The following is a 19,054-nucleotide window of genomic DNA, read 5'->3' on the forward strand; positions in this document are numbered from 1 at the left end:
GTGAAGCATTGCTTATTCCGTGTACAAATGAATCGTGTCTTCCACGGTCATCAAAGTATGGGGAGCGGGTAACTGTCGAATCACTTTCTTACCTTTTCCATGCCATTTAACTTTGAACGTGTAATTTTGAGACAGCAATTCTTTTTCATTCATTCCAAGTAAATCGGGTGAACGGAATGTGATCGCGTCTCCCCATCGGTATTCTTTCTCTAACTGCTCTTTTCTTCTTTCAATATTAGCAATCGGAGCAATTTCTTCAATGATACGTCCTACGATTGGTGCAGCGATAACTCCTCCGAATTGAATGGAGTTCTTTGGACTATCGATAGCTAGATAAACGAGTAGTTCGGGATCGTCTGCAGGCGCGAAACCAATGAAGGAGACGATATAATCGCCATCTTTATAACGACCATTCTCTACTTTCTGTGCCGTCCCTGTTTTACCACCTATTCGAAGACCATCTGCAAACGCATTACGACCCGATCCGTTAGCTACAACAGATTCAAGCGCATGCCGCACTTTAGCTGATGTTTCTTCACTGATTACTTGTCTTTTTAATTCTGGTTCAAATTCTTTTAACGTCTTACCTTCAGAGTCTTTTATTGATTTCACGATATATGGCTTATAGAGTTTGCCGCCATTAATAGCTGCAGCGACTGCTTGCACTTGTTGGATTGGGGTGACAGAGATTCCTTGCCCGAACGAAGTAGTTGCCTGTTCCACCGGTCCAAATGCTTCTTTGGAAAACAGAATACCTTTCGATTCACCAGCAATGCCTGATTCTGTTGAGCTACCGAAGCCGAATTCACGAATGTAACGATCTAATCTTTCACTTCCAAGTCGCTGTCCCATCGTAATGAATCCAGGGTTACATGAATTTTCTACGACTTCCAAAAATGTTTGATCTTTATGACCTTCTCGCTTCCAGCACCGTAACCTAGCGTTTGCAACGACTTTATAACCAGGATCATAAAAATTTTCCTTCTCCAAATCGATGACGTCTTCTTCCAAACTAGCTGCCAATGTAAGAATTTTGAATGTGGAACCTGGCTCGTACGTCATCCATACAGGCAAATTCCGATTATAGATAGTGGAATCGGCTGATTGATATTCTCGTGGATCAAAACCAGGTACAGAGGCCAGTGACAATAATTCTCCTGTTTTTGGATTCATGATGATAGCCAGTGCCTGTGTTGCATCATATTTTTCCATTGCTTGGATCAGTTCGCGTTCCACAATTTGATGCATTTTCAGATCGATAGTCAACTCCAAGTTCGAACCATCTTTCCCATGTTCGAAACTATCTTCTACGTGTGGCAATGCAATTCCTTTAGCATCAGTGAACAGTCGTACTTTGTCTCCTGTTCCGTTTAGAATTTCATCATATGCATACTCAATACCTGCCAACCCATCACCATCATAGCCGGTAAAGCCAATCAAACGCGCTAACAGATCATCATATGGATAATGTCGGACGAAATCTACTCCTACATACAAGCCGGCTACTTGTAGTTTAGTAATTTCATCCCCTTGCTCCTTCGTAATATTTTTTCCTTCTGGAGCTAATTTCACCATATATGTTTTTTTCTTCAGCTTTTCTTCCAAAGTTTCTGGTGGCATTTTAAGGATTTTTGCAATTGCAGGTATGTCGCTGGAAATGTCGGGATTTTGAGCCGGCATGAAATACAGCGTAGGTGCTAGTTTATTACCGACAATCAACTTACCACTTCGATCCGTAATATTTCCACGCATAGCACCAAAAGGAATTTCAATATCCCAATTTTCTTCTGCTTTTTCTTTCAACCATTCATGCTTGATGATTTGGACATGAAATAGTTTTCCTATTACGAGTAGTAGACAGATAAGAAAGCATAAGAAGGCTGCACGTAAACGTTTTTTGGACTGCATATCAATAAATGAACGCAATGACTCACTACCTTTTTTCTATTAAGGTATGCTGGGAAATCGCGCGCTATACATTAGCCACCCATGATTTGCTCCTCTTCGTTTTCTTCTTTATCTTCATTACTCTTCTTTTTATTATACTGCTGCCTTGGCGTCCGAAGTTCAACGACAACTGGATCATTCTTGTTTACTGACGTTCCTTCCGTTACGCTTTGTCCAACAACATAGCCTTCACCGTTGATTCGAATATCCAGCTTTGAAAGGTTCGTAAAAGAAAGTACCATCTTTTTAGACCAACCTGTCATGTCTGGGAATGTGGTATCTCCTCTTGTTTCCAACAAAATCATTGAGTCCGCCGTTAATTTCGTGTCAGCTTTTGGTATTTGTTTAGTTACCTTGCCACCTTCTCCGATTAATACGGTTTGGAAGCCATCCTCTGCTGCCAATGAAGCTGCTGTTTCCGCATCTTCCCCTTCATAATCCCCAACTTTTTTCACAGGTATCAGTTGTTCATCGTCAGGAGCAATGTTCAAATATTTCAAGCTGTTTTCCATAATCGGATTAAAGACTTTTGATACAGGATCGGAGCCTTGTTCTCCTGCTTTTAATTTAGGTTGCTGAACGGTTACATAAATTAGAAGCTGCGGGTCATCAATCGGCGCCATTCCAAGGAACGAATATAGGTAGTTACCGTAGCCAGACATATACCCTTTTCCATCTGTTTTGGGAAGTTCTGCTGTACCGGTTTTACCACCTACTGCGTAATTTTCCAGATGATACTTTTGTGCAGTACCTTTTTCTGAAGTTACTGTTGTTGCAAGAATTTCACGCACTTCTTTAGCAGTTGCTGCGGAAATTGGTGTTCCACTTTCTTCAGGTTCGTGATTCTCCAGCACTTCATTCGTATTCGGGTCTATGATTTGGTCGATTACATATGGTTTCATCATGACACCGTTATTGGCGATAGCAGAAGCAGCCTGTATCATTTGTAGTGGTGTAACTGTAGAACCTTGCCCATAAGAAGTCGTCAATCGTTCAGCAGGATAATTATCTAGTACAACGCCCGACGCTTCATTCGGCAAATCAATCCCAGTCTTTTTACCAAAGCCAAATTTGTGAACGTACTCAATGAATTTCTGATCACCGATTCTTTCCAGTAAGTATGCCATTCCCACGTTAGAGGAACGTTGTAAACCTTCCATAAAAGTAATCGTTCCCCAACCTTCCACGTTCACATCACGTATCACTCTGTCGTAGATCCGGTAAGATCCAGATCTGAAGTAATCATCTGGCTCCCATTTATCTTCTTCCACCGCCGCTGCCAATGTGAACATCTTCATTGGAGAACCTGGTTCAATAGTCTGCTCGACTGCATCATTCAACCAGTTTTCTGTTAAACCTTCTCGTGTCATCGGATTAAACGTCGGTCGCTGACTCATTGCTAGGATTTCACCGGTTTTAGGATTCGACACAAGAACAAGCATTTTCTTCGGAGAATACTCTTTTTCTACTTGATCCATCGCTTCTTCAACGAAATTACTGATCGTCTTATCCAATGTAAGTTTAATCGTCTGACCGTCCTGTGGTTCTTCAATTTGTTTGCTTGCAGTGGGCAATAAATATCCCCAACCATCAGATTGATAATTCACTTTTCCATCTACACCTGTTAGTTGCTTGTTATACGTTTTTTCAAGCCCCATTTTCCCTTTGGTGACGGTTAGGTTGTTTTCCATTTCTTCTTTTTGGGCAAAGCCCACTAAGTAAGAAGCGAAGCGACCGTTAGGGTAGAATCTTTTTTTACCTTCTACAAACAAAACACCCGATAACTTTTTTCTATCGAGTTCTTCCTTCATTTTCATCATCGTTTCGCGGTTCAGATCTTTGCCCGCATGACCAAACTCAATTTGCCATGTGCCTTCTCTAGCATTTTTCATTTTATCGTAAATTTCACGTTCTTTTAACGGTAAATACTTGGCCAGTACTTTAGCCGTCTCCTTATAATCCACCACATGATATTTTCTTTTGCTGTTTTTACTAGCAGCTTCATTAAGGACAGCAACTACATTATAACTTAATGTATCCGATGCAATCGGCTCATCGTTTCGATCCACAATTGCCCCACGGTTTGCTTGTAAAACTGCATGTTTTTCATATTGGTTCGAGGCGATTTTTGCTAACTCTTTCCCATCTACTTGGCCCGTCATCTGAATAAAAAGAATTCTGCCGAATAATATGAAAAAGAGCCCTCCGAATACTACAAACATTAGAAAGGCTCCCCATTGAAAGCGAAACTTCTTCATCGTCCAGGTACGACCTTTACGTTACCTTCGTTAAGGTTCAAACCATTCTCTTGTGCTTTTTTCCAAATACGTTCGTAAGTGGATTTGTCACTCACTTGAATGGACAATTCATTATTCTGTTTTGCAGTATTTTCAATTTCAGTATTCATCAACTGCACTTCTTTATTTACAGTGTTTATATCAGAATGTGTCTGTAAAAGCATGGAAGATGATCCGATTGTAAATGCTGCAAATAAAGTGAACAATATCTTTTCACCCTTAGAAAAACGCTTTTTTACACGGCGGACAACCTGCGGCTGATTTTGGTCAGTATGTTGTTCGATCTCCGGTGTATATGGCGTATTTAAGTTCCGTTGTTCTAGTCCCATGGCTCAATTCCCCTTTTCTATTTTCTCTCTATAATTCGTAATTTCGCTGATCTGGCACGTTTATTATGCTCTATCTCTTCATCTGTAGGGATGATCGGCTTTCGCGTAATAAGACGGAAATCCGGATCCATGCCCTCAGGTATAATAGGTAAGTTTGGCGGCAACTCCGGCATGGAAGAAGCCTCCTTAAAAATCGTTTTACATAAGCGGTCTTCAAGCGAATGGAAGGTAATTACGCTAATCCGACCATCCTCACGTAATAACGTAAGGGCATCGGTTATAGATTGTTCAGCTGCTCCTAGCTCATCATTTACCGCAATTCGTATAGCCTGGAAAACACGTTTCGCAGGATGGCCTCCAGTTCTTCTGGCAGCTGCTGGTATTCCTGTTTTAATAATCTCAGCTAGTTCTCCTGTTGTACGTATAGGCGCATCAGCGCGTGCTTCTTCAATTTTACGAACGATTTGCTTAGAGAACTTTTCTTCACCATAGCGGAAGAATATTCTGACCAAATCTGAATATGACCATTCATTGACTACTTCATAAGCCGTCAATGGCGCAGATGTATCCATACGCATGTCCAGTGGAGCGTCATGATGGTAACTGAAGCCACGCTCAGGTGTATCCAATTGCGGAGATGAAACTCCAAGGTCATATAAAATCCCATCTACATGAGAGATTCCCAATTTTGCTAATTCATTTTTCAAGTCTTTAAAGTTTGCATGGACAAAGTGTACTTGTGCTGTATAGTTCGATAGTTTTTTTTGCGCTGCTTCAATAGCTGTCATATCTTGGTCGAAGCAGATTAGTTGTCCCTCAGATGAAAGAAGTTTAATAATTTCTTCACTGTGACCTGCACCACCAAGTGTGCAATCCACGTAAATGCCATCTTCTTTTACATTTAAGCCTTCGACGGCTTCATGAAGTAATACTGTTGTGTGGTTAAACATGGTTATTCCGCCTGCTTTCAAAATTCAAAATCAATAAGGTTTTCTGCAATGTCATTGAATGATTCCTCAGATTCCTCGTAATACGCTTCCCATAGTTCTGCAGACCAGATCTCAATACGGCTGGATACACCGATAATCATACAGTCCTTTTCAATCTTCGCGAATTGTAGTAAGTTTGCAGGTATATTTACTCTCCCCTGCTTATCTAGACTGGCTTCGCTTGCTCCTGAGAAGAAAAAACGAGTGAATGCACGAGCATCTTTTTTTGTAACCGGCAACGCTTTCAATTTTTCTTCAAGCTTTTGCCATTCATCCAGTGGATATCCAAACAAGCAATTATCCAGTCCACGGGTTAAAATAAAGCCTTCTGCTAATAGCTCCCGAAATTTCGAAGGAACGATCAGTCGACCTTTCATATCAATTGAATGCTGATACTCACCCATGAACATATAATTCACCCCACTGTATGAAATAATGTACCACATCCCCCCACTTTCCTCCACCCACTATGCTGTTTTTCTTCGCATAATTTTTAAAATGTGTCAATAGTACTTCTTTCTGATTTACATTCCTGCCCGTATCCCGAAAAAACTACTTTTTTCGCAATTTTCATTCGTTATCACCATTGAATAACGTTTAGTTTCAATTGAGACTTGTTTAGTGTGTGAGATAGGCCGGAAGCTCCAATTAGAGATGCTTAAGGCATGCAGAGAAAGCGGGGTGGGCAACAAACCACATACTAGAATTAGTATGGGACACAGTGTTGTATTTAAACTTATTTAAGTTCAAGTTTAGATTTAGTTCATCCACAAAAAGATATCAGCCATTACTTCAATTCACCACACGAAGTGACTATATTTTTTACACAGGAACTGAAACGTAAGAAGTGCGGCACTAAGAGGATCTACTCTCTCCGAATCCCCCGGAATATGACTTTTCTAAATTGACAACCCCACTACAACAAATTCACATTCTTTTACACGCAAACTAAACCCGCCATTCATAGAACGAATGACGGGTTTAAGTGGTTTCTTATAAATAGACTAGTTGATGTAATCCATTAAACGTATAAGGTTGTTTCAGTAACTCATCAATCAATCCTTCACCGAACTGGTTCAAGTAAAAGTATGGCGAGTAGAGACGCTCTTGCAGGGAACCTTCCGGAAATAGCTGTTCCGAAATAACGTGATAGCGCTCGTATTGTACGTGATGCTTCAGTAAAATGGATTGCTCTTTTTTCTTCTGTAAATAATCAAATTGACTCTTATGGAATTGTAAATTTTTATCGAGAAGTTGTAGTAGTCCTGGATCTGACGTTTCGAGATGCGACTGCAACTGTTCATACTGCGTTTGTAATTGACTCTGGGTTTCCGTCAACAAACGATCGAATTGCTCATCTCGTTGTTGTTCTAGCCACTTTTCCAGAAGTTCCGGTAATTCGTGATTCATTACTTGGGTCATTGTAATTTCCGTCAGCTTTAGCGCTTCCTGGACTTGTCTGTTGACCAACGTAATAGAAAGCCTTGGTACAATTACCGGCATATTGATACCCATGAGATGAAAAGCTTCTTTCAATAAAGACCAATAGGCAATTTCACCAGGTCCGCCGACAAATGCCAATACAGGAAATACGAGATCTTGCATAATAGGTCTTGTGGCTACGTTGTTACTTAGCAACCAAGGCTCATTTTTTGCAAGTTGATGCATTTCTTGTGCTGTAAAACTGATCCCCGCTTGTTCATTGACGAATTTCCCATCTTTTCTTCGGAGTAGTACCCTCCCCGTGTCATGAACATAAAATAGATTAGCATCTTGCACATCCGATTCAATTGGCTTTGCATACCCATCTGCTTGAAGCTGTTGTTCTGTATAGTAAATGCTCTTCGCCATTGCTTCAGTGTTCTCAATCATCTGTGAGAAGTAAGGCGATTCCAGTTGTCGCAATGGTTTATAAGCTGCATCCATAAATAATAATCCATGCGCAGTAAATAGTTCATTCATCAGTGAAGTGAAGAAATCTGTGAAATTCTGTTGTTGCTCTACAGTTTGCAGCACATCATTCAACAATTTTTGCGTATAAGATGTCTCTCCATAGCTTTTAAAAATCTTCTTAATATACGCGGTCATTTCTTTTTGATCATAACGTGTGTCTGAAGCCATCGTTTTTAAAATGGTCTGTTGTTTAAACTGCCGCTTGATCGCTTTTCCTGCCTTCGCAGTGTATGTATGATTGATTTCGTTAATATCATGATCTTCTCCAGCAACCCAAAAAACAGGAACTACAGGTTTCTCTAGTATTTCTCGTTGTTTTTGTGCCAATAAAATCACGGATATAGCTTTGTGAACAGAATATAAAGGACCTGTCAAAATCCCTGCTTGCTGCCCGCCAATAACTACTAACGCATCTTCTGAAAGCTCTTGTATATACTGAGCAGCCAAATCGGATATTCCAAATGGCTTCATATAACTTTCTACCGCAGCAGCTAGCTGTTCTCTCTGAAAAGATCGTTGCTGTAATTCTTCCGCTCTTTCTTCATACCCTACTGGTGTCATTTCATATTTAAAATATCTATGGAAAAATTGTGGATCATGACGATACGATTCCATCAATTTACTCTTTTTCGGTAACTCCATTGTGTCCAAGTCCATTCCACAAACCCCTTTATGTACTATAATACCGCAAGTATATCATCTGATCCAATTAGGTTGAATTCATACGCTTACGAGTACACTTTAGTTCAAGTAGCGGATGATCTGCACCGTAATTCCAATAATGAACAGTAAAAAGTATGCTACTGTTAAGAGTAGAAAATACGCTCGCCATGTTCTGCGTAACACCCAAGAAGACCGAAACTCTTTTTCCCTAGACCGTTCTATAACTGCAAATCCGATAGCAATTAAACACACTACTCCGATCAACAAAATAGGTAGCCAAACATCCCAAATCGCACGAATCAAAATCAAAACGGTCAGTACCATAAATGGTGTAGTCCAATCTACCGCCCATCCAATTCTCTTTTTTTTAGGTAACCCTATTTTCTTCGCAACAATAATTAATACTACTAAAATTATAAAAGGGAACAATAATAATGCTCCAAGTATATTCGTCAACATCCGCCACATTCACTCCTGTTTATTCCAAGCAGTGCAGTCTCAAGCATTTGTAAAAAAGAAGCTCTGCCACCTTTTTGATTAATTTCCTTCAACACTGCTGTCAAAATAGTCTCGATTTCCATATTCCGTCCTTTTATTCTATCTACAAGCATAGAAGATTGATTATAGGCTGTTTTTCGGCATACCTCTTCTATATCACTATAGCTCAATAAATCACTATACTCTTCAAAGTTACTGAGTAACTCTTCACACAACTGGCGGAATAACACATGGAAGTGAGGGTTTTCTAACAACAGTCCATTCCTGATTTCCAATAATGCCGTTAGTGGGTTGATCGCACAATTGATCAGTACTTTACGAAACAATAACTGTTTCGCATTTAGTTGCGTAGTAATCGGAAAATTTTGCGGGTCTATTTCTTGCATCCACTGTATGGTCGGAGCAATCCGGTCATTTTCGACGATGTTAATAGGTCCAATACCGTTATGTGAAACTGTTCGGTCATCTATTCTTGCAGCACCATGCTCGACTGTCGCAAACGACACATGCCCAAGTGGATACTGCTTAATTAGCGACAGATGTCCAATTCCATTTTGAATGAACAATAAATCCGGTTGTACCGGTAGAGCGCTGATTTCAGACAATACAACGGGTAACGCATCATACTTCACAGCAATGATCCATAACGCCTCTGTTGGCAACTCTTCAATATGTATGGTTGAATCTACTTCATATGTAAAGTTTTCTGGCCCTCTCACCAGACCACTACGTAAATGCTCTGCTTGTTCCTTTCGTCTTACCCAAAAGGTTACATTTGCCTGATGTTGAGCTAAATAGGACCCAATTAATAATCCTATAGATCCCGCTCCTACCACTACAAATCGCATAGCTTTCCTCCTTAAAAAAGAGACCCAGTGAAGGCGTCTCTGTTGATATGTTTTATTATACAGGATAGACAGGATGTTTTCTCGAAGAATTCATAAATTTTTTCGTTTCATAGTATCCGAATCTCTCAGCTAGCACTGACCGTAGATTATGAGGCGCAACCACTTCATCAATGATAAGATCTGAGGCCATCTTATAGATATCGATTTCCTCTTTATATTCTTGCTGCTTCTCTTTAATAAATGCAATTCTCTCTTTTGGATCCGCTATGGCTTCAATTTTATTCGAGTATACCGCATTGACAGCTGCTTCAGGACCCATTACAGCGATTTGTGCAGTCGGCAACGCAATACAGACATCTGGCTCAAAAGCAGGACCTGCCATCGCGTACAAACCAGCCCCGTAAGCTTTACGCACAACGACCGAAATTTTCGGTACGGTGGCGGAGCTCATCGCCATAATTAACTTAGCACCATGCCGAATAATTCCTTGCCGCTCCACTTTCGTCCCAATCATGAACCCTGGCACATCTGCCAGGAACAGCAACGGAATGGAGAAAGCATCACATAATGTAATGAACTTCGTTACCTTGTCCGCTGAATCCACAAACAGCACGCCACCTTTTACTTTGGGCTGATTCGCTATAACCCCTACAGGCCGTCCGTCAATGCGTGCAAGAGCAGTAATAACCTCCGGTGCAAATAACTTCTTAATTTCAAATAAACTATTGTCATCTACTAATTGATCGATAGCCTCATACATATCGAATGGCGCATTTTGGTTCTCGGGAATAATTTCCTCCAATGAACGTCCTTCCTTCACCGCACGAGGTTCTGCAAATTTCGCAGGCCCTTCAAAATTTCCAGGGAAGTAAGAGAGATATTTGCGAGCTTCTACAATTGCTTGCTCCTCAGTAGCTACTAGCACATCACCACAACCACTTACAGTACAATGCATGCGGGCGCCACCCATTTCTTCTAGCGTTACCTTCTCACCTATGACTTTTTCAGCCATCCGTGGTGAACCTAAGTACATCGAGGCATTGCCTTCCACCATGATGACAATGTCACAGAAGGCTGGAATATAGGCACCGCCTGCTGCAGAGGGCCCAAATAGAAGGCACAGTTGTGGGATGACACCCGATAAACGCACTTGATTATGGAATATACGACCGGCCCCACGACGATTCGGGAACATGTCTAGCTGATCTGTAATACGCGCTCCAGCGGAATCCACTAAATAAAGTAATGGTACACGAAGCTTTTCAGCAGTTTCTTGAATACGGATAATCTTCTCTACTGTTCTTGCACCCCAGGAACCCGCCTTAACTGTAGAATCGTTAGCCATGACACAAACTGTTTGACCATCGATTTTCCCAGTAGCTGTAACGACGCCATCTGCAGGCAGATCTTTCGTTTCACAGTTTGCAAATTTTCCATCTTCTGCATAGTTACCTTCATCAAATAAAAGGCGTAACCGCTCTCTAACGAATAACTTAGCTTGTTGTTCTAATTTCTTATGATATTTTTCTGCACCACCCGCCATAACACGAGCGGTGATTTCTTGAAGTTTTTCATTATACGCAGTCTTGGTCGATTCGTTTGTCAAGGAACTCCCCCACCTTTCGTTACGATTGAATGGTAACTAACACTTCGTCTTCATCTACAAAATCGCCTTCAGCACCGTGGATCTTATTCACCGTTCCATCCACTTCAGCTTCTAGCGGAATCTCCATCTTCATGGATTCCAAAATGACGACAACTTGTCCCTTCGTCACTGCGTCTCCTTCTTTCACTTCAATCTGGAAGATTGTACCTGCCATAGTTGCTTTTACTTCTTGCATATCATCACTCCTCATTTTCTAAGTACTAACAATTATTGAAAATAACTTCTTTATAGATAGTGTATCTTAATCATGAAACCGTTTACAAGTGAATTCTAAACAGTCCCGACAATGTATGCTTGTCGGGACTGGAACTTTACTTACTTTTTGTTAAAAACCTTTGAACTGCTTCATGATGTGCATCACTTTCCCAAAGAACGGAACAGACGCGAGCTTCTTCTTGCATAGCGTGCTCAAGCCCGTTTGTTTTCCATTTCCTAGTGGCGATGGATTTATACGCACGATGTACATTTCTATGTACGTTTAGCTTTGGAGCTAGAAACTGATCAAGCGCTACTTCGGTATCCCCCTCATACACTTCAGTTGCCCAGCCAAGCTCTAGTAATTGTTCAGGTGAATGAATGCTCGCTCTACTCGTAAACTGCAGCAAACGGTCATGTGGACCATTTTTCTCAAATAATAATGTAGCTCCTCCCCACCCAGCCGTTATGGCCAGTGTACCTTGAATGAATCCGGCTCTTGCATGTGATGCAACCAAACGGTAATCACAAGCTGTTGCCAATTCACAGCCCCCACCAACTGCTGCTCCATTTACTAGCGCTATTGTAGGCATCGGTAGTGTAGCGATCCGATATAAAATACTAGCCCCCCTGCTAAGCATTGGAAACGCATCCTCTGCTGTGTGAAAGCCGTGAAAATCACTAAGATCTCCGCCTGAACAAAATGCCAGGTCACCTTCTCCTGTAATAACAGCAAAAGAAATTTCAGGATCATCCTCAATTTGATCTAGAAAGGATTCAAGCCCTTCCATGACATCATAATTTACCGCGTTTCGCATTGCAGGACGATTAATTGTGAAATAAGCTATGGATTGATCGATCTTTATAGAATAAGACAAAGAAATTCCCCCTTTTCCATTTAGCATACCATTTTTGCACAAAACAAAAAAGACTACCTTGAGCCATGGTCTCAAGGTAGTCTTTATTTCGTTGTGTAGAATCTAAATTATTCGCCTACAACGTCTTTTCCTTTGTAGTGTCCGCATGATTTGCAAACGTGGTGTGCCAATTTCATTTCGCCACAGTTGTCGCAAGTAGTCATACCTGGCGCTTCAATTTTGAAATGAGTTCGACGCATATTTTTCTTCGTTTTAGAAGTTCTTCTCTTTGGTACTGCCATTGGGGGGCACCTCCTTATAAGGGTTTACTCTTTATCGGTTTCAAAAAAATTAGCCAATCCCGCTAAGCGAGGATCCACTTTTTCTCCTGCTTCTTGTCGTTGCGCTTCCAATTCCTCATCGGTTGTATAGGACCAACCTTTGCCTTCCACCTGCTGCATCTCATCTGCATTTTCGCAGAGTACTTGCATCGGGATTTCAAGCAAAATCAGTTCTTCCAATACAGGAGTAAAATCAATTATTTCCCCATCAACCGGATGAATTTCATCATCCGTCTGAAGTGTCCCCTCGTCCCAGCTGAATTGCTCAACTGTTTCAATGGAGAATGGATAATCGACGTCTTCCCACGTACGTGCACAAGGCAAAGTCATTGAACCTTCTAGCCGAAGTTGGCATGTTAACTTTTTCTCACCAATTGTACATGTTCCACTTACTCGAACAGGCTGAATTGCCCTAATTTCTTCATTCCGATTTTTCACGGAATCCAAATTCACTGCTTCGTCAAACAGTAGCGGGCCTTGCCTATGTTTCCGTAATTGATGAATGGACCATTTCATGTCTATCACCTCAAGACAACAATGTTGATTATAGTATTTAAAATAAGGGATGTCAAGATATTTTCTTGTCACCCTAATAAGTTTAACGTTATAATTCATTATACGCAAGTATAGAGGAGGATTCCATTGATAGCTACTGGTATTGTCGTCGAATATAATCCTTTCCATAATGGCCATTTATTCCATCTCAATGAAGCTAAAAGACTCACAGACGCAGATGTAATCATCGCGGTAATGAGTGGACATTTTCTTCAGCGCGGTGAACCTGCGATTGTTGATAAATGGACACGAACGCGCATGGCCCTCGCGAGTGGCGCAGACCTCGTCATCGAGTTACCTTATGCTTTTTCCACAGCCCATGCACCTCAATTCGCGAGAGGAGCTGTTCAAATCTTAGACGCCCTTCAATGCGAGTATATTTGCTTCGGCAGCGAAGAAGGACACATCGCACCATTTGTGCATAGTTTGGACACTATGAACACACATAAGAAACTTTACGAAGAAAAAATTAAGTGTTCGATGCAAGAAGGTCTAAGTTACCCGAATGCATTGCGGATTGCTTACGAAGAAATTTCACGCACTACTGATGAACCACTCGCTGATTTATCAGAACCGAATAACATTCTTGGTTTTCATTATATGCAGGCTATAAAAGAAATCCGGTCGACTATGATGCCTATCACGATTGAGCGGAAAGGCACACATTATCATGATGATGAACTACCTGAAGATTCTATTGCTAGCGCTACAGGAATACGTAAAGAACTGTTTGCGACTGATGTCGCGCACGTTCAATCTTTCATGCCTTCAGCTTCTTTTGAGCTACTTCATCAACAGCCTCATCAAAGCTGGGATCATCTCTACCCATTTCTTCGGTACATGATTCTTCGTGAAGGACCTGAACAATTGGCGTCCATTGCAGATATCACGGAAGGAATTGAATTTTCTTTATGGCGCGCTGCAAAAGAACACGCCACTTTCCAAGAATTCATGAAAGCTGTGAAATCCAAACGTTACACATGGACACGAATACAACGAATGTTAGTACATGTATTGACCGGTTATCGAAAATCAACCCGTGCACAAATTACCAGTCCGTCTTATTTACGATTACTTGGCATGTCTAAAAATGGAAGAAGTTATTTACGCACAGTGAAAAAAGAAGTGACTTTGCCAGTTGTAAGTCGTGCAGGTTCACACAAGGACCCTTCACTACTGATGGATATTAAAAGTACAGACATTTATATGTGTGGTATGCAAAGAGAGCCAGGTCTAGATTTTAAAAATCCCCCCATTTTGTTGTGACACTTTACTTTTCTTCTAGCTTTTCCAAGTAACTTAATGCATCATCAATCGTTTTCACCGGGACAACTTTCATTTTTGCACCAATTTTATCCGCAGTTGCTTTCGCTTCATCATAATTTGAGAGAAGCTGCGGATTCTTCTTTTTCACTTCTTCCGGTAATTCATCGTCCGGCGCGAAGAAGATTTCGATACCTTCACGATCAGCTGCTATGATTTTGAAATCAATTCCACCGATCCGTCCCACTGAGCCATCTTCAAGCATCTCGCCAGTTCCTGCAATATTATAGCCTTTTGTTAAATCGACATCCACCAGGCGGTTCATCAATTCCAGCGTGAACATCAAGCCTGCTGAAGGCCCACCGATTTCTTCTGTACGGATATCTACCTTTGGTTCTGTTTCCAATTTGACCTGCTCTTCAAACTCTATTCCAAGACCTACTCGACCATCCGTCTCCGGAAGTTCTTTTAATTCTACTGGAACATCCACCTTCCGTTCTCCACGTTCCACTTGTAAATGTACATTCTGACCTTTTGACATACCACTAATCTCTTGTATAAATGCATCTGTTGAAGCGAGCTTTTGTTGATCAATCGATTGAATGACATCCCCCACCTTAAGCTTGCCTGCTGACGCTCCTGCCGGTAATACACCCGCCACAAAGACGCCCGTGAACTTTCTATTGATTGGCAACCCTGCCTTATCAAACGCTACTGATATGGCATGTGTTTTAGAATCAGCCATTAGTTTTATCTGACGCACTCCATACTCTTCATCACTTTCACCATGCCTTCTCACTTGGGTAGCCGGCATTAGCTTCATTTTATCTGAGAACTTTGACCAAGCATACGTTACAGGTGTTGCCTTGCCAATTGCAATGGTCATCAAACTAAATGTTCCTACGTCGTCCGTATCCCCGCCAACTACTTCTACGAGTGGTGCCAAATCATATGCTCCGCCTGGTCGAGAAATATACATATCTAACGGATAAAGTGCTAAAACAACTACCACTAGCAGGATTACCGCGGCTATCGCCCATTTACGCATTTTCATAAAAGCTCACCTCCATTAATAGCCTGTACGAATACTACATATATATTACGGTAGATGTTCATGTATTTCAAAAATTAGGAAGGAGTGCGACAGATGCCTTTTATTTATAATCCTGCCGTATCGAACAATGAGTAACGTACTCTTCATCTGGGCGCTAATTTTTTTATTTATTTTGCAGCCAGATGTCGCACATGAAGGAGCCGTTTCGGGTGCCCAATTATTCACTCATGCGTTACTTCCCTATTTGCTACCATATATTATATTAACGCAGTGGTTATTGAAAATGCCTAGCAAGCAAGGCACTAGTCAATGGAGTCGATACATAAAAGCTTATGTGCTCGGTTCGTTTGGAGGCTTTCCGGTAGGTGCCGTGACCGTTAGTGAAATGAAAAAGAATGGAGAGATTTCTGCAGCTGAAAGTAGTTTGCTTGTTGCTTCTTGTCATGCACCAGGACCTATGTTCATCATTGGCTTTGTTGGTAACGAATTATTCGGTAGTACTACAAGTGGTTGGAAATTGTTAATTGCCATTCATCTAGCTAATATCGTATTTTTCGTATTGGCCATGTCGCTTCTGGGTAGCCGATATCAACAGGCAGCTATACCCATCATCCCTCAACAAGATCATAAAACATCTCCTTTGCTGCGCTCGATCAAGGATAGTTCATCCGTTATATTGTTAGTGGCCACCACGGTCATCTTCTTCTCGTCTCTCGGTAATGTGCTTTCGCATTCCATATCTTCCGTCATCACTGTGGATATGGGAGTGACAAAAACTTTATTGCTTGCTGTCTTCGAGATGACTTCAGGCGTCCAGTCTGCTACCGAGCATTTTGCCGGAGATGCGATGTATCCAATGCTCATCGCGGCCATTCTATCAATTAACGGTATGAGCATCCACATGCAAGTCATGACGATCGCCAAGAGCGCTGGCATACGAATACTCCCCTATGTAATTGCAAGGGTCTGGAACACGTTACTCGTCCCTATATTGTTCATTTGGATTTATTGAGCAAGTATTAAAAAAGGATGCCCTTCAAGGACATCCTTTTTCATATTTACATTACCATCCTTGCTATTCAAACTTTCTCTTCAGTGCTACATTGACATGTGGTGGTACGAGCGTGGAGACATCTCCGCCATAACGTGCCACTTCTTTAACGATACTTGAGCTGAGGAATGAATATTGACTCTTTGTCATCACGAAGAACGTTTCAATACTTTCGTCCAGTACCCGGTTCATCGATGTAATTTGCATTTCATACTCAAAATCTGAAATAGCGCGTAAGCCACGAACGATAACGGATGCGTTAATTTCTTGTGCGTAATCAATCAACAGTCCTGAAGACGTGTCAATCTTGACATTGTCATACTTTGATGTAGCTTCATGAATAAGTGCAACACGTTCCTCCACTGTAAACAATGGTTTTTTGGAAGAATTATTCATTACGGCAACATGCACTTCCTGGAATGTTTTTGCTGCTCTTCCTATAATGTCTAAATGTCCATTCGTCACCGGATCGAAACTTCCCGGCACGATTGCGATTTGTGTCATCCTGTTAGCCTCTTTTCTTGTAAATCGTAATAGCAGTACTTCCATAAATAGCAGAACTGATTTGACTATATGTATCGTAATGTTCGGGCAAGTCTATATGTTTATCATGTTCACAAATGATGGTTGCATTTTCTGCTACTAACCCTTGTGCTATTACGTCTTTAATTACATCATAGTATTCGACCGTTGCATAGGGAGGATCTACAAATAGCAGATCAATAGAAACTTCTTTAGACTTAAGAACTGTAGCAGCCTGGCGTGCATCTCTCTTTTCAATCTGCAGACATTCTTCCATGCGGCACTTTTCTGCATTCGCTTTAATAATAGCGCACGCTTTAGGATTCTTTTCAAATACAATCGCCTGTTCCATCCCTCTTGATAACGCCTCAATCGCAATGGAGCCACTGCCGCCAAATAACTCGACCACAGTTCCTCCATCGAAATAAGGACCGATTTTGTTGAAAACAGACTCTTTTACTTTGTCTGATGTCGGACGCGTAGACGTGCCTGGCAAGGATTTCAAAGACGTACCTTTTCTCGAACCGGAAATGACTCTCACTCTTTTCCCATCTCCTTTATCATCTTTTCAATTTGTTCGATAGAAATGGTTTCATCCGACTTATCTATTAATACAAAGAAGATTCGTCGCAACCAATTTTCATCAAAATACAACTTTTTATTAATTGAGGTATAAGGCTTTTCTGTATAATCAAATTTGCTACCATTCATGACGTAGAAAGGCTCTAATTTAGAAAAACGATAGGTGCGATTTGGACCGTCGAAATAAATTGACTGCTCGTTTGAACGTATTGAATAGCCCATCTTCGACAATAACTCTTCTGCTGGATAAAAACTTGTACCTTCCTGTACTATTACCTTCACTTCTGGAACTTCTTCTCCATCAAGTAATACTGTCCGTGGATCAAGTAGCAGAAATGGATAGTTATATCGCTGTTCCTTCATTGTCATATGAAAATACTGCGTGTCGAATGCAAGTATTTTTGACAACGATTGATCCAAATCGGATGACGAAAGTTTTTTACCTATTTTCTCTTGGATGTTTTGGCGAAATGTTTGATATTGCTCTGCCGAGATCGATTCTTTCAAACGAGTAAACGCTGCTTGTTCCGCTTCCGTTCCTACTGGAGCATCTCCAAGTATAGATGCAATCATACTGCTCATAGATGGTTCGTCCGCTTGTAAAATGAAACGTGAATGGACACTCATCCTGGCTACTTGTTTTATTACTTGCGATATATTGCCCGTTTTCTCCACAATAAAGCGCTCTGCATACAGCGGCCGATTACCTGAAGCTAGCACTACGCTCACATGATTTCCACCGATGGCTTCCAACATTTTAACTAGCCGGTCATTATACTTTTTATCGATACCTTCACCGAAAATTGTCAGCTTGTTTGAAGAGTATGCAAGCGGCACATCCTCTGGTTGCCAATACAGTTCATTAACAAATCCTACGCCACGGTATAAACGGTAGGTAATACGCTCCTTGTTTTCCTTTCCTACACGTTCTAATCCCGTTATCCACATGCCGCCAACACTTTGCTCATCAGTCACATGAAGGACAGTCGTCAATGGTTTTGCACCCTGAAGAACCACAAACGGCTTCTTAAATAGTTTACGTCCGGTAAGGGGTGTTTTCTTCGGCAATTTATAGACAACGGATTGTTGATCACGTTCTCCTTCTTCGAATGCCACATTAGAATCATTTAGTCGAGCACATGAAGAGGAATCCTCTGCTTCGCATCCACGCTCTACGCTTTCTTCTGGCCAAATAATCTCGTGTCTACCTTCCGACAAGTTATAAAAGTGGTGACGAATGTACAATCCATCTGCACGATTGATGACTTCAATTTCCTGACGAAACGTACCTGAATCCGCGCCTTCTCCATTTGCATTGACCGATTGGCTGTAATGCAAATAAACGAGTCCACCGTTTACTGCCGCCAAAAGAAATACAAGCCTTATAATAACTTTCAACGTACAACACCTCATTGCATGGTATGATGGACACGAACCATTACTA

At 41.3% G+C, this 19,054-nt stretch carries 19 protein-coding genes; 2 read left to right on the forward strand and 17 right to left on the reverse strand.

Annotated features, from left to right (window positions below):
- Window positions 1-12 precede the first annotated feature (12 nt).
- The 13 genes from CSV80_RS02470 to CSV80_RS02530 all read right to left on the reverse strand — a co-directional run bounded on the left by CSV80_RS02470 (window position 13) and on the right by CSV80_RS02530 (window position 13,099).
- Window positions 13-1,908 carry a penicillin-binding transpeptidase domain-containing protein gene (locus tag CSV80_RS02470; protein ID WP_099669498.1) on the reverse strand — a complete coding sequence of 632 codons (1,896 nt, stop codon included), beginning with the start codon at window positions 1,906-1,908 and terminating at the stop codon, window positions 13-15.
- Between the two features lie 71 nt (window positions 1,909-1,979).
- Complete coding sequence (locus CSV80_RS02475; protein WP_233201493.1) at window positions 1,980-4,169, reverse strand: penicillin-binding protein; 2,190 nt, start codon at window positions 4,167-4,169, stop codon at window positions 1,980-1,982.
- 32 nt (window positions 4,170-4,201) lie between these two features.
- The gene (ftsL, locus tag CSV80_RS02480; RefSeq protein WP_099669451.1) at window positions 4,202-4,573 is read right to left on the reverse strand and encodes a cell division protein FtsL; all 372 of its coding nucleotides are present in this window, start codon (window positions 4,571-4,573) and stop codon (window positions 4,202-4,204) included.
- Window positions 4,574-4,590: 17 nt separating this feature from the next.
- Window positions 4,591-5,523 (reverse strand): 16S rRNA (cytosine(1402)-N(4))-methyltransferase RsmH, encoded by a 933-nt coding sequence (gene rsmH, locus CSV80_RS02485; protein ID WP_099669452.1) that lies wholly within the window; start codon window positions 5,521-5,523, stop codon window positions 4,591-4,593.
- Between the two features lie 17 nt (window positions 5,524-5,540).
- Complete coding sequence (gene mraZ / locus CSV80_RS02490; protein WP_029052380.1) at window positions 5,541-5,972, reverse strand: division/cell wall cluster transcriptional repressor MraZ; 432 nt, start codon at window positions 5,970-5,972, stop codon at window positions 5,541-5,543.
- A gap of 583 nt (window positions 5,973-6,555) precedes the next feature.
- A complete protein-coding gene (gene bshC / locus CSV80_RS02495; protein ID WP_099669453.1) occupies window positions 6,556-8,172 on the reverse strand; it encodes a bacillithiol biosynthesis cysteine-adding enzyme BshC in 1,617 nt (538 codons plus the stop codon).
- Window positions 8,173-8,256: 84 nt separating this feature from the next.
- Window positions 8,257-8,637 (reverse strand): DUF3397 family protein, encoded by a 381-nt coding sequence (locus CSV80_RS02500; protein WP_029052382.1) that lies wholly within the window; start codon window positions 8,635-8,637, stop codon window positions 8,257-8,259.
- On the reverse strand, window positions 8,631-9,524 hold the full coding sequence (locus tag CSV80_RS02505) for a ketopantoate reductase family protein (RefSeq protein ID WP_099669454.1): 894 nt from the start codon (window positions 9,522-9,524) through the stop codon (window positions 8,631-8,633). The genes CSV80_RS02500 and CSV80_RS02505 overlap by 7 nt, the downstream gene beginning before the upstream one ends.
- A 55-nt stretch (window positions 9,525-9,579) precedes the next feature.
- The gene (locus CSV80_RS02510; protein WP_099669499.1) at window positions 9,580-11,067 is read right to left on the reverse strand and encodes an acyl-CoA carboxylase subunit beta; all 1,488 of its coding nucleotides are present in this window, start codon (window positions 11,065-11,067) and stop codon (window positions 9,580-9,582) included.
- 82 nt (window positions 11,068-11,149) lie between these two features.
- Window positions 11,150-11,365 carry an acetyl-CoA carboxylase biotin carboxyl carrier protein subunit gene (locus CSV80_RS02515; protein ID WP_099669455.1) on the reverse strand — a complete coding sequence of 72 codons (216 nt, stop codon included), beginning with the start codon at window positions 11,363-11,365 and terminating at the stop codon, window positions 11,150-11,152.
- A 136-nt stretch (window positions 11,366-11,501) separates the two neighbouring features.
- A complete protein-coding gene (locus CSV80_RS02520; RefSeq protein WP_029052385.1) occupies window positions 11,502-12,263 on the reverse strand; it encodes an enoyl-CoA hydratase/isomerase family protein in 762 nt (253 codons plus the stop codon).
- A gap of 107 nt (window positions 12,264-12,370) precedes the next feature.
- On the reverse strand, window positions 12,371-12,544 hold the full coding sequence (gene rpmF, locus CSV80_RS02525; protein WP_029052386.1) for a 50S ribosomal protein L32: 174 nt from the start codon (window positions 12,542-12,544) through the stop codon (window positions 12,371-12,373).
- 24 nt (window positions 12,545-12,568) lie between these two features.
- The gene (locus tag CSV80_RS02530; RefSeq protein WP_029052387.1) at window positions 12,569-13,099 is read right to left on the reverse strand and encodes a YceD family protein; all 531 of its coding nucleotides are present in this window, start codon (window positions 13,097-13,099) and stop codon (window positions 12,569-12,571) included.
- Between the two features lie 126 nt (window positions 13,100-13,225).
- On the opposite strand from CSV80_RS02530, the gene CSV80_RS02535 reads away from it, so the two are divergent.
- Entirely contained in the window at window positions 13,226-14,404 is a 1,179-nt protein-coding gene (locus CSV80_RS02535) for a nucleotidyltransferase (RefSeq protein ID WP_099669456.1), read from the forward strand.
- Window positions 14,405-14,408: 4 nt separating this feature from the next.
- Here CSV80_RS02535 and CSV80_RS02540 read toward each other — a convergent pair whose 3' ends face one another.
- Window positions 14,409-15,455, reverse strand: coding sequence for a SepM family pheromone-processing serine protease (locus CSV80_RS02540; protein ID WP_099669457.1), 1,047 nt, complete (start codon window positions 15,453-15,455; stop codon window positions 14,409-14,411).
- 127 nt (window positions 15,456-15,582) lie between these two features.
- Between CSV80_RS02540 and CSV80_RS02545 the strand changes: the two genes are divergently transcribed.
- Window positions 15,583-16,467 (forward strand): hypothetical protein, encoded by an 885-nt coding sequence (locus CSV80_RS02545; RefSeq protein WP_099669458.1) that lies wholly within the window; start codon window positions 15,583-15,585, stop codon window positions 16,465-16,467.
- Window positions 16,468-16,530: 63 nt separating this feature from the next.
- On the opposite strand, the gene coaD is transcribed toward CSV80_RS02545, so the two are convergent.
- From coaD to CSV80_RS02560, 3 genes are read right to left on the reverse strand one after another with little or no spacing between them, the layout of a single operon-like run.
- A complete protein-coding gene (coaD, locus tag CSV80_RS02550; protein WP_029052391.1) occupies window positions 16,531-17,010 on the reverse strand; it encodes a pantetheine-phosphate adenylyltransferase in 480 nt (159 codons plus the stop codon).
- Window positions 17,011-17,014: 4 nt separating this feature from the next.
- Window positions 17,015-17,569: a 16S rRNA (guanine(966)-N(2))-methyltransferase RsmD gene (gene rsmD, locus CSV80_RS02555; RefSeq protein WP_099669459.1), complete on the reverse strand. Its 555-nt coding sequence runs from the start codon at window positions 17,567-17,569 to the stop codon at window positions 17,015-17,017.
- Window positions 17,566-19,008: a hypothetical protein gene (locus CSV80_RS02560; RefSeq protein ID WP_099669460.1), complete on the reverse strand. Its 1,443-nt coding sequence runs from the start codon at window positions 19,006-19,008 to the stop codon at window positions 17,566-17,568. The genes rsmD and CSV80_RS02560 overlap by 4 nt, the downstream gene beginning before the upstream one ends.
- Window positions 19,009-19,054: the final 46 nt, after the last annotated feature.

Origin of the sequence: Sporosarcina sp. P12(2017), from assembly GCF_002743035.1 — a bacterium.
GTDB lineage: Bacteria > Bacillota > Bacilli > Bacillales_A > Planococcaceae > Sporosarcina > Sporosarcina ureae.